An 11,601-nucleotide genomic window follows, 5' to 3' on the forward strand; every position below is an offset into this window, starting at 1 on the left:
TGGAGTCGAGGGCAAGTTCGCGGAACCGCCGCGGAAGTAGCACAAGAACCTCGTTCGTGGGAGTTCCGAGCAGGTCCCACCTGCCCTCGTACTGGAGGACGATCTGCAGCCCCAGCCGGGGGCGGTCCACCCCGACGTTGCGCTTCCCTGACGGAACGGTCGGGTGTAGAGCCATTCGCGGTGCTCGATCCACTCGGCTGCGGTGACGCGGTCTCGGGGCATCACGAACGTGCGGGGGCCGCCGAGAGCGAATCGGGATCGAGGAGGACCAGCGTGTACCACTCGTGCTGCGAGAGCGCCGGGCGCTGCGCCTTCACGGAAATGGGCCAGGACGACACCGGCCCGGTGGACTTTAGAGACTTGACCTGCACCTCAATGGTCTCCCGGTCCGTCCCCTCGGTCTGCACGGCGAGGATGTCGGTTCGCTCCAGCCCGTCCCGGGTCAGTGCCGTATCCCAGCCATACCGCGACAGCACAGAGCAGACCCAGTGCTCGCAAGCGCTTTTGGTCACCTTCGTATCCGTCACAGGTTGGAGCGTAGCAATCCTAGGCCCAGGCGACCGAGCGTCCGCCGAAGGTCCTACTTCCGTGAGACGCGTTGCTCCATCTGATGATGGATAGGCGCTCCAGCGGCTGTCCGGTTCGTGATGTGAATGGACTGACCGATGATGCGCTGTTTCTCTTTGCCTTGAGCCTCTGCCCTTGCCATCAGTGACAGCATCGCGATCCCCTCACACTGGAGGCCCTCGTCGTTTGAGTTCGCGGCGTCCATTGCCCAACGACATCGGTCCCACCATCGCGTCCGCCGACAGGACGGCGCATAAGACTGCAAGAACGCTCGAGGAGCCAACTTGGAGCCACCATTCACTCGGCTGGTATCCAAGGAGGAACACAGCTGTGGAGGGGGCTAGCTCATGAGAACTAGATTCTAGCGTTTGCTTGCGTCCTACCCGTACGCGTCCCTTCATCGCCTTCCATGGGAACCAGTACCATGAGGCGCGCTACCTCACCGGTCAGTCGCTCCACCTTTGCAGATAGCTCCTGCGCCTCCTGCCTACTTGCAGCGAGTGCATCGAGAGCGGTTACCAGACGAGACCTCAGACTGGCCTCCGAAGAGGACGAGGAGGAACGAGGCCGATCCAATCGGCCGGGTTGCGTGTCTGCGCTGCGCTGCACGGAACTCAAGAGGTCTGCTTGTTGATAAATGAAGTTACGCGAGACGCCCGCACGAACCGCCACTGTGCTGACATTGATCGTCAATCCTGCCTTGTGCATTGCCCGGAGCGCATCTTGGACGTGTCCCCTTTTTCGGGCTGTACGCGCACGATTGGCTTCTGCCAGTAAAGCAATTCTCTCATTGCGACTCGGCATTGCCCTCTTCCTCAATCTTTCCTATGATCCGATTAAGCGTCTCCATCGGCTTCTTATTGATCTGAACAATGCGAAGATGTCCGTTAGCTTCAGCCTTGCTGATCAACCGCGCGTGATTGTCGCGTTGCTGAATTAGAACAGGCAAGAAGTCGCGAGATGTCATGAAGTGGACGCAGTCGTTAAGGCAGGCGTGTTCATGGGGGCAACTCTGTTGGATCGGGAGACCACAATACCCGTTGGGGAGAGCCTGAGTGGCTCGCGCGATTCGGTGCAGAAGCCATTCTGCATCTCCCTCAGGACCGTCAGATATCGCAATCGACTCCCCGCGAACATCTAAAAGCTGTGCCTTCTCCCACTCCTCACGCAGCCTCTTATTGGACACATGGGCGTAGATTTGAGTGCTCGTCAGATTTCTGTGCCCGAGGAGTTCCTGCACAATCTCGATCGGAACGCCCTTCTCCAGGTTCTCGGTCGCGAAAGTGTGCCGAAAACGATGGGGAGTCACGACAGCGGGCGAACCATCGGTCTCGCGCAGGCCCAGTCGAGCCACCCATTCATGTATCGTCGTGTTCAACCTTTCGACGGTGAGCCGACCTATTTTGTAGGCTCTGGGGCTGAAGAATAGGAATTCGGGTGCATCCCCGCCCAGAAGGGTACGCTGTTCATTTTGAAATGACAAAATATCTTGAGCTAGGTCCGGGGGCAGCGGTAGCATGCGGTTCGAGTTTGACTTGGTGTCGAGAAACGCGAGTGCCCACTTATCCGAGCTGCCATTCCTGTTTAGATCTTTGAGGCAGTCAAATGGCAGATTACAGGTGTGGCCCGCACGTATCCCAGTTCCCATCATGATCCTGACGGCGAGACGATGGGCACGGTTTTCGATGAGGGCTAAGTTCTCGGGTTTGCGAAGTGCATCGATTATGTGGGGCTCAAGAAACCTCGGACGAGGTTCTTCACGTTGTGGCAGTTCCCCAGGTCGGTATCGAGCATTGGTGGGAATGGGATAGTTGAACTCAGATCGAAGAACCTCGACAAAGCTTTCGACTGCAGACACAAGCTTCAGGCGCCAACTGGCAGACAGATGCTTTCCTGTTCGCGGGTTTTGTAGGCTATTTACGTGGCCAAGCCAGTCGAGCAGGAGGCCGCGCGTGAGATCTTCTGGCGATCTGACCGACTTCTGCTCACACCATTCCGCGAACTCAACCATTGCCGTCTGTTGAGCTTGAAGATAGAGCGTCGAGTTTCCACTGGTGTTATAGCGGAAAGTCGCCCACCGGCCAACGAGCTCGCGAAGCCACGATTGCTTTATGTTCTGATAGGTAGTGTAGACGGAAGCGCCGTTGTACCTTGCTCCTATGCGACGCCGCGCCTCGGGTTCGCCTCTGGCGATCTTAATTTGGTTGATCGTTTCGTTGATGATCCCCTTCGCGGAGTCATAATAGCTCCCACATTGATCCGCGAGATCACCGATGTCTTCTGGCTCTAGCTCCAGCAGACTGATGATATGCGTCTTGTTAATCTCAGCAACTAATCTGTTGAAGGCTGCCGGGCGTGCTGGCCCAAATCCATTTTCCGGGTTGGCCCTCTTGCTCATTCCAAAGGCCAATTCGGCCCTTACGGTCGGATGGCTTACGGCCCCGAAATCGAAAATACCACGAACCGAGACCGACGATATTCTGAGTTTGGTTGTCTCTTGCTTCTTGTCGTTATTTATTTTGACAAACTGCTCCAACTCCAGCTTTTTGGCCCGGCGCTCGTCGTTGTGGATGCGACATAAGCGAGTAGCGGGGTCCTGCGAAATGCGGGGACAAAAGTGCAGCTGACACGGAGGATAAGAATATACTCCGCGAGGATCCGCGGTGAGATGTGCGACGCTGAATTGCGCCGGTACCAGATCTTGGATCCACTTGAGATAATTGAAGTCGGGAGAATCGCTTCTGAAGGGCACGAGATTTTGGCTACTCATGCCGGGGACTCCCAAGCCCCGGTGCGGATCAGGGCCTCCCTGAGGTCATCGGCGGAGAGGTGGCTGTACGTTTCTATTGTAGTTTGAATGTGAGCGTGTGTTACAAGGTTGCTAAATATTTCGATCGGAACGCCCGCTTGCCTCTGTAGGGTAACGTAAGTGTGCCGGAGTGTGTGGGGAGTCCAGCCATATATCTGCGTGCGCCGTTGAATCGAGCGAACAGAAGCGTAGATGGAACTCGGTGCGAGGGGCCGACCCACCCGCTTTCCCGTTAGCGAGATGAATACGTATCGGCTATCAATGTGGCCGTACTCTTCGTGCATGTATTCTTCGTACAGGCGTGCGAGTTGTCGGGTGATCGGAATGGAGTGTGGCTTGCGAATTTTGCCACGGACTCCGTTCTCATTGTCGTCCCGGGGTCTTATCCATATGGTACGACTTCTTGTATCCATGTCTTCGTGGCGAAGTCCGAGAATCTGACCAATTCGCATGCCAGTCGTAAATGCTAAGCAGAAGAAAAGGCGGTGCTGGTAGGTTCGGCAGGCCCCCAGAATCGTATTGACCTGTTCCACGGTCAAAGTCTTCATCGTCTTCTGGACAACAGGCAGCCGTGGACCGATGCGATGGCCATCGCGCTTTCGCCTCGCGCTGCCGACATTGTCAACGAGGCGTCGATTCGCTCGGTGAAAGATGTGGGCTGTTTGCATCAGTCTAGTGAAGGCAAGGTTTCCAATTGCGCCTTCCCCGTATGAGCCCAAGTAGGCGTAGAACGAAGCAACCGCTGACAATGAGCGATTGACGGTGGTGCGAGAACGCGCAACCGACTGTTCCGAGACGGCTGTCACGGACGCCTGGGGAGACCGAAGCCAATGCGCGAACCGTCCAAGCAGGTCGTTGGTGGCGTCGTCGATCTTAAAGTCGAACTCGTCGAGGAAGGTGAGGTAGAGGGCTAGGTCGTGGGCGTACGCCTTGCAGGTGTTCGGGGACCGCTCAATTTGGGACAGGTGCGCGAGGAAGCGAGTTGCCTCCAGCACAGGAAGGCCTTGCTCGTCTACGACGCACCACCCGGCTGGTACCCCGGAATCGGTTCGAGATGTAACCTGCACCTTCACCGCGGCTCCCTTGGAAACGACAGTGTGTCTTGGAACATGTTGACTCCGAGGGGGCTAGTGAGTCCTTGCGACACGCCGATGACGGAGATGACACCCTTCCCAGCTACATTGATAACAGCGGACTTTTAATCCGCGGGTCGTGGGTTCGAGACCCACGGGGCCCACCCACGTCACCGCGCAGCCGCCGCATGCTGCGGCAATCCCGACGACCGAGACGCCCGGGCCCGTTGATCACGGAGCCCGGGCGCCCTGGCGCGACAACGACTTCCGCACCACTCCCCAGCAGTGGCGGCATGCCGCGCGGGGTCGAGGCTATCAGCGTGCCGTGTCCAGAGTGAAGGCTGTGGATTCTGTGAACCCCGCCGGCCCATCGGGTGAGGGCAGGGAACAGGGTCCATCCCATGGCCTGTGGCCTTGGCGGCCGGGACGGCGACGTAGCCTGAGGGGAGAAGTGCAGGGCGGTAGCGCAGCAGAAAGGTGGCGGCATTGACTTCGTTGCTGCAAGGTGTTCGGGCCGGTGACCTGCGGCGCGCGAACGGGCGCGTCGTGTTGGAGAACCTGATCTCCTCGGGTGCGGCCACGGTCCCCGAACTGGCGCGCCGGACTGCTCTGTCCAAGCCGACGGTCGCTTCTGCGCTCAGGGCGCTGCAGAATGCCGGGCTCGTGGAGGAACGGGGCCTGCGGTCCGGCCAGTCCGGGCAGGCGCCCGTCGTGTGGGGGATCGACAACTCGGCGGGTGCAGTGCTCAGCGTCGATGTCGGAACCCAGTGGGTGCGCCTCGCTCTGACGGGTCTCGACGGGACGCGGGCGGCCACGTGGCGCGAGCGCCCTGCATCTCCTTCCGCGGACGGTGTTCTTGCGGCGCTCGATGCGGGGCTTGAGCACGTGGTGGAGGAGGCAGGCCTCAGGCCCGGGACGATCGCCTTCACCGTGGTCGGGAGTCCCGGAGTCGTCCGCCCCGAGTCGGGCGTACTCGAGCACGCATCGAACCTGCCGGGCTGGGGCGACGCGAGGACTCTGGACGCTCTTCGGGCCCGCTTCGGGTCGGGCCTGTTGGTGATGAAGGACGTCTATCTCGCCGCGCTCGGCGAGGCTCGCGCGCGTCGGGACGCCGGCCAGGGTGACTTTGTGCTGTTCTCCATAGGCCGCGGCGTAGGAGCGGCCGTGGTCCGGGACGGGCAGCCTCTCTCGGGGACCCATGGCATGGCAGGCGAGATCGCGTTCCTGCCGCTTGCTGCCACGCGGGCCGCTGGGCAGGAGAACGACGGCCCATCCGCCCGCGGCGCCTTCGAAGAGGCCGCTTCGGCTGACGCGATGCTCGAGCAGGCGGCACGCGCCGGGGCTCGTTTCGGCACCGTCGCCGAGCTGATGGAGGCTGCCAGAGAGGGCAGCCCTGAGGCAGAGGCCGTGGTGCTGCAGGAGGGCACGCTCGCAGCCTTCGCGCTGAGTGCTTTCACCGTCGCGGTCGACCCGCCGCTGATCGTCCTTGCCGGCAGCGTGGGGCTGCATGGCGGTGACCACTTCGCTCGCGCGGTGCGCGCTGAGCTGCAGTCAGCACTCCCCTTCGAAGCCCCTCCGGTCGAGGTCAGCAGGGCAGGCGAGGACGCCATCCTGGAAGGAGGCGCCGAGAAGGCCCTCCAGCTCGCCTGGGAGAAGCTCTCCTCAGCGCTCTGAGAAAGAGGTGTGCGCGTGAGCGGCCGCGCACCCCCTTGACGCTGATCGGAAAAGTCTTTTACGATCAAGGGGCTTCGCCGCAAGGCCCGTCTTCCTCTCGGGCTGCGGCCTCCCTCTTCCAGCAAGGAATCCACGATGGCGTCATTCCCTGACCGCGCGCCGCAGCTGCGGCGCCGCATCGGCTCCTTCCAGGCCACCGCGATGAACATGTCGCAGATGGTCGGGATCGGCCCGTTCATCACCATCCCGGCCATGATCGTGGCCTTCGGAGGCCCGCAGGCCGTGGTCGGCTGGATCGCAGGCGCGATCCTCGCGCTGGCGGACGGGCTGGTCTGGGCCGAGCTCGGCGCGGCCATGCCGGGCTCGGGCGGGACCTACGTGTACCTGCGCGAGGCGTTCAAGCGCCGGACAGGCCGCCTGATGCCGTTCCTCTTCGTCTGGTCCGCGGTGCTGTTCATCCCGCTGATCATGTCCACCGGCGTCATCGGCTTCGTCCAGTACCTCGGATACCTCATCCCGGGCATGGATGACATGACCGGGAATGTGGTCGGGCTGGCGCTGATCGCGGTGATCACCGTGGTGCTCTGGCGGCGGATCGAATCTCTCGGCCGGCTCACGGTGGTGCTGTGGGTGATCATGGTCGCCACAGTGCTGACCGTCATCCTCGCCTGCTTCACCCACTTCAACGCCGCCCAGGTCTTCGACTTCCCTGCAGGGGCGTTCGACATCTCCTCGGGCGGGTTCTGGGTCGCCTTCGTGGCCGGCCTGACGATTGGGATCTACGACTACCTCGGCTACAACACCGCCGCCTACATGGGCGCCGAGATGAAGTCCCCGGGCCGGACGATCCCCCGCTCGGTCGTGTTCTCGGTGTTCGGAATCATGGTGATCTACCTCTTCACCCAGATCGGTGTCCTGGGCGTGGTGAAGTGGCAGGAGATGCTCGACACCGGCTCCCAGGCCTACACCTCGGTCGTCTCACTCCTCCTCGAGCGAACCTGGGGTCCCGGGGCCGCCGCGGTGGTGACCGTCTTCATCCTCGTCACCGCGTTCGCCTCCCTCCTGGTCGGCCTACTCGCGGGCTCGCGCGTCCCCTACGACGCGGCCCGGGACGGGGTGTTCTTCAAGGCCTTCGCCAAGCTCCACCCCACCAAGGAGTTCCCGATCGCCGGCTTGATCACTATGGGCGTCGGCACGATGGCAGGCTTCCTCATCGGCCGCTTCACCGACATCTCCGCCCTGATCCAGCTGCTGACCGCCGTGATGGTCCTCGTCCAGGCTCTCGGCCAGATCGCGGCCGTGGTGCTCCTGCGCCGCCGGCGGGACATGGTGCGGCCCTACCGCATGTGGCTCTACCCGCTGCCCCTGATCGTCGCAGGGGCGGGATGGATCGCGGTCTACCTCTACTCCGATGCCAACGCTCCGGGGCTGCACCCGATCGAGCTCTCCCTCGGCTGGGTCGCCCTCGGCGTGGTGCTCTTCCTCGTCTGGGCCAAGCGCGAGAAGACCTGGCCGTTCGGCCCGCTGCCCGTCGAGCCGAACGAGGTCGACGCCGAGATCCACCTCGACGAGGTCCGCGCGTGAGCGCTCCCATCCCCCTGGCGATCGGCGTGGACATCGGGGGGACCAAGGTCAAGGTCTGCGCGGCGGACCTTGACGGACGCCTCCTCGCCGTGGCCACGCATCGCTCCCGGTCCGGCCGTCCCGCCCAGGAGACGCTCGCCGAGGTCCTCGAGTGCTACCGCGAGGCCACGGCCTCCGCAGCGCTGCACGCGGGCGGTCCCGTGCGGGCAGCGGCGGTAGGCCTGGCAACTCCGGGCGTCGTGACCGAGGAGGGCATTGGCCTCGTCCCGAACAACCCGGGCATGGAATCCTCCGTTCCTGCGGACGTCCTGTCCACCGCTCTCGGCGTGCAGGAGGTCGCGTGGGCCAACGACGTCAAGGCCGCGGCCATGGCCGAGCACCAGTGGGGGCAGCTGCGCGGAACCCAGTGTGGCCTGTACATCAACCTCGGCACCGGCCTCTCCGCGGGCGCCGTCATCGAGGGCAGGCCGTTGATGGGAGCCCACGGGGCAGCCCTCGAAATCGGCTACCTGCTGCCCACGGCGCCGGCCCGCCCTGCCGGGCACCGCAGCGGATCAGCGCCGCTGGAGGATCTGATCTCCGGCCGTGCGCTCACGCGGCGTGCGGCCGCCCTCGGCGTCGGCCACATCGACGCCTCAGAGGTCCTCGCTCTCGCGGGTCGTTCCGGGCCCGGTGACGCCGTGCGTCCGGAGATGAGACGCCTCGCGGAGGGGGCAATCGCCGAGCTCGTCCATGCGGTGGTGAACCTCGCCGTAGTCCTCGACCCGGAGAGGATTTCCATCGGAGGGGGAGTGGCCACCCGTGCCGCGTCCCAGGCCTTCCTGGCCCCGCTCCGCACTGCGCTGGAGGAATACGTGCCCTGCCCGCCCGAGGTCTTCGTCTCCTCATCCGCGAACGAGCTCTCGATGCTGGGCGCCCTCCTCCTCGCCTACCGCAGCATGGGCTGCGCAGTCCCCGCCGTTGACATGACTGCCGATGCTGTTCATGAACCGGTGGCCGAGACCCTAGAAGCCACGATCGCCTGAGGAGCCCGATGGAGCTGATCATCACCGACACCACCTCACAGCTGGGAGAGGCCGCGGCCACCCTCGTCGCTGAACAGGTGCATCGCCAGCGAAACAGCGTGCTCGGGCTGGCGACCGGATCCTCACCGCTCCCGGCCTACGAGCACCTTGGCCGCACTATCCGCACGGACTTCGCCGGGGTGACCTGCTTCGCCCTTGACGAGTACGTGGGCCTGACCGCTGCGCACACCCAGAGCTACCGCCGGTTCGTCGCTGAGCGCATCACCGGCCCCCTCGGCATCGTGCCGGGGCGCGTCCACGTCCCAACCGGGGACGCCGAGGACCTCGACGCCGAATGCGCCGCCTACGAGCAGGCCATCGCCGACGCAGGGGGAGTGGACCTCCAGATTCTGGGCATCGGCCGCAACGGCCATCTGGCCTTCAACGAGCCTGGCTCGGCCTTCTCCTCCCGCACTCGCCCGGTGCGCCTCGCCGAAGATACCCGGCGCGCGAACGCTCGCTTCTTTGACGCACCCGAGCACGTCCCCCAATACGCCCTGACCCAAGGCCTCGGCACCATCATGGAAGCGCGCCACCTGCTGCTCGTCGCTGCAGGGCCGGGCAAGGCAGCGCCCCTCGCCGCCGCCCTCAACGGCCCTGTCACCGAAGACTTCCCGGCCTCCATCATCCAACGCCACCCCAACGTCACGGTCATCGCAGACAGCGCTGCTGCGGCCCTGCTCCATCCCGCGTCCGCCGTCACCGTGCCCTGATCGGAACAGGCTGCATCTGCTCCGACCAGGCTGCCCGGTGCCGACCGCGACGGACGTTCCGAGGTACTCGGACGCGCCGCGGCCCAGCGGCGGATCTCCTGTGAGTGCGCTCACTCGGAGGGTGGGTGGCCCGTCTATGATGGACGGGATCAATCCGGCGCGCGCACGGGCGGGGCAGCACCCCGCAGGCCGCCGCGCGCCCGAGGAACAATGCGAATCCGGGGGGTGGGAGGAGAGAGCAGGCATGGGACGCAGGGTCGCAGGCCGGGTCGGGACGACGAAGGGCTGGCGGTCGAGACGCCGGCGGAACCGGTTCGCGAGGGTGGTGATCATCGTCGCCTCCGCGCTCGTGGCCCTGGGGCTGGCAGCCTGGGCGTTCGTGCCCCGCCTGGTCCAGGCCACGGCAGCGAACTGCGCCACGACCCAGACCTACACCCTCCTCGCCGATTCCACCACGCTTCCCGCGGTCAACGACGCCCTCAGCCGGGTCAGTCCGTCGGCGTGCGCGAAGTTCAGGGTCGACGTGGCCGACCAGGCGGCCATCGCCGCCAAGGTCGCCGCGGGCACGCAGGCCCCCGACCTCTGGCTCGCCGACACCTCCGCGCGCGTCTCGGCGGTCAGCGCCGCCCCCAAGCCGGAGATCGCGGTGCCCTCCGTCGCCTCCTCGCCGGCCGTCGTCGTGCAGGCCAAGGGGGCGAAGGCGCCCGCGACCTGGTCGGCCGTCCTGGCCGCTCCCGGAGTGCTCCTGGGCGACCCGCTCTCGAGCGCGAGTGCAGGGGCCGCGCTCGCCGGCGCCGTCGCCGAGGGCGAGACCGGGGCGTCCGATCCCAAGGCGCTCGCGGGCTCGCTGGGCGCACTCGCGCAGAGCGCAGCGCAGAAGCCGTCGGCGACGCAGGCGGACTCGGCGCTCCTGGACAGCGCCGAGCGCTCGGACTCGATGGCCGTGGTGACCGAGAGCTCGTGGATCGACTACGCCTCGTCCCGGCCGGGCACGAAGCTCGCCGCGTCCACGCCGGCCAGCGGGTCGGCCCTCGCGGACTATCCGATCGCCGTCACGACGCCGGACCCGGCGCGCAGGGCCGGAGCCGCGGACGCCGCCAAGGCCCTCGCGGCGGCCCTGACGGACAGCGCCGGCCGCACGGCCCTCGCCGCCCGCGGGCTGCGGGGCCCGGGCAGCGCCATCCCGGACCAGGCCGCCGGGTTCGTCGGCGCCGTCAAGACTCTGGCCCCCTCACCCGGGCCACGAAGATGTGGGCCCTCCAGGCGGTGCCCTTCCGCTCGCTCGTGGTCATGGACGTCTCCGGCTCGATGAACATGGACGCGGGTGGGAAGACCCGCATGCAGCTCACCCAGGAGGCCGCGCTGAAGGGCGCTGCGATGTTCCCCGACACGGCGCAGCTGGGCATGTGGGCGTTCTCGGTGGGCCTCGGCGGCCCCGGGCAGGACTACCAGGAGCTCGACCCGATCCGCAGGATGGACGCCGTGACCGACGGCAAGACCCAGCGGGAGCGGATCCAGGGCGACATCGCCTCGCTGGGCGGCCTCGTGGGCGGCGGCACGGGCCTCTACGACACCGCGCTCGCGGCCTTCCGCACCGTGAAGGCGAACTATGATCCCCGCGCCGTGAACTCGGTGATCCTCTTCACCGACGGGGCCAACGAGAAGCCGAACTCGATGACCCTCGACCAGCTCCTCGCCGCCTTCGCCAGGGAGAGGGACCCGGCCAAGCCGGTCATCTTCGTGACGATCGGCATCACCGCCGACGCCGACGAGCCCGTGCTCAAGCAGATCGCCGCCGCCACCGGCGGATCCAGCTACGTGGCGAAGGACCCCGCTGACATCTCGAAGGTGTTCAGCGAGGCCCTCCTGGCCCGGACGCAGTAGGGCCGGTTAGCGCTCGAGGCGGAAGCCGATCTTGAGCGTGACCTGCCAGTCCTTGATCTCGCCCTCCTCGAGGTGGCCGCGCACCGACTGGACTTCGAACCAGTCCAGGTTCCGCACGGTCTGCGATGCCGCGGCGACGCCGTTGCGGATGGCCGCATCGATCCCGTCCGGGCTCGTGCCGACGATCTCCGAGATGCTGTAGGTGTTGCCTGCCATGGCTCCTCCTCGGCTGG

The 11,601-nt window shown here is 65.1% G+C and carries 11 protein-coding genes; 6 read left to right on the top strand and 5 right to left on the bottom strand.

Going from position 1 to position 11,601, the window contains the following annotated elements:
- Nucleotides 1–221 precede the first annotated feature (221 nt).
- The 4 genes from SA2016_RS01555 to SA2016_RS22585 form a co-directional block, all read right to left on the bottom strand.
- The gene (locus SA2016_RS01555) at nt 222–527 is read right to left on the bottom strand and encodes a hypothetical protein (protein WP_066494597.1); all 306 of its coding nucleotides are present in this window, start codon (nt 525–527) and stop codon (nt 222–224) included.
- Between the two features lie 394 nt (nt 528–921).
- Nucleotides 922–1,371: a DUF6262 family protein gene (locus SA2016_RS22580; RefSeq protein WP_371326641.1), complete on the bottom strand. Its 450-nt coding sequence runs from the start codon at nt 1,369–1,371 to the stop codon at nt 922–924.
- A complete protein-coding gene (locus SA2016_RS20615; protein WP_169803034.1) occupies nt 1,355–3,103 on the bottom strand; it encodes a tyrosine-type recombinase/integrase in 1,749 nt (582 codons plus the stop codon). Before SA2016_RS20615 ends, SA2016_RS22580 begins: the two co-directional genes overlap by 17 nt.
- A 230-nt stretch (nt 3,104–3,333) precedes the next feature.
- Nucleotides 3,334–4,449 carry a tyrosine-type recombinase/integrase gene (locus tag SA2016_RS22585; protein WP_084249225.1) on the bottom strand — a complete coding sequence of 372 codons (1,116 nt, stop codon included), beginning with the start codon at nt 4,447–4,449 and terminating at the stop codon, nt 3,334–3,336.
- A gap of 546 nt (nt 4,450–4,995) precedes the next feature.
- Between SA2016_RS22585 and SA2016_RS01565 the strand changes: the two genes are divergently transcribed.
- The 6 genes from SA2016_RS01565 (at nt 4,996) to SA2016_RS01590 (ending at nt 11,368) form a co-directional block, all read left to right on the top strand.
- Nucleotides 4,996–6,123, top strand: coding sequence for an ROK family transcriptional regulator (locus tag SA2016_RS01565; protein ID WP_169803036.1), 1,128 nt, complete (start codon nt 4,996–4,998; stop codon nt 6,121–6,123).
- A gap of 135 nt (nt 6,124–6,258) precedes the next feature.
- On the top strand, nt 6,259–7,707 hold the full coding sequence (locus SA2016_RS01570; protein ID WP_084249226.1) for an APC family permease: 1,449 nt from the start codon (nt 6,259–6,261) through the stop codon (nt 7,705–7,707).
- Nucleotides 7,704–8,732 carry an ROK family protein gene (locus SA2016_RS01575; protein ID WP_066494599.1) on the top strand — a complete coding sequence of 343 codons (1,029 nt, stop codon included), beginning with the start codon at nt 7,704–7,706 and terminating at the stop codon, nt 8,730–8,732. The genes SA2016_RS01570 and SA2016_RS01575 overlap by 4 nt, the downstream gene beginning before the upstream one ends.
- An 8-nt stretch (nt 8,733–8,740) precedes the next feature.
- Nucleotides 8,741–9,484: a glucosamine-6-phosphate deaminase gene (gene nagB / locus SA2016_RS01580; RefSeq protein ID WP_066494600.1), complete on the top strand. Its 744-nt coding sequence runs from the start codon at nt 8,741–8,743 to the stop codon at nt 9,482–9,484.
- Between the two features lie 244 nt (nt 9,485–9,728).
- The gene (locus SA2016_RS01585; protein WP_066494602.1) at nt 9,729–10,796 is read left to right on the top strand and encodes a substrate-binding domain-containing protein; all 1,068 of its coding nucleotides are present in this window, start codon (nt 9,729–9,731) and stop codon (nt 10,794–10,796) included.
- Nucleotides 10,733–11,368, top strand: a complete 636-nt coding sequence (locus SA2016_RS01590) for a VWA domain-containing protein (RefSeq protein ID WP_066494605.1) — start codon at nt 10,733–10,735, stop codon at nt 11,366–11,368. Before SA2016_RS01585 ends, SA2016_RS01590 begins: the two co-directional genes overlap by 64 nt.
- A 6-nt stretch (nt 11,369–11,374) precedes the next feature.
- Here the strand turns inward: SA2016_RS01590 and SA2016_RS01595 are convergent, their stop codons facing one another.
- Nucleotides 11,375–11,584: a dodecin gene (locus tag SA2016_RS01595; protein ID WP_066494607.1), complete on the bottom strand. Its 210-nt coding sequence runs from the start codon at nt 11,582–11,584 to the stop codon at nt 11,375–11,377.
- Nucleotides 11,585–11,601 lie beyond the last annotated feature (17 nt).

Origin of the sequence: Sinomonas atrocyanea, from assembly GCF_001577305.1 — a bacterium.
Lineage (GTDB): Bacteria > Actinomycetota > Actinomycetes > Actinomycetales > Micrococcaceae > Sinomonas > Sinomonas atrocyanea.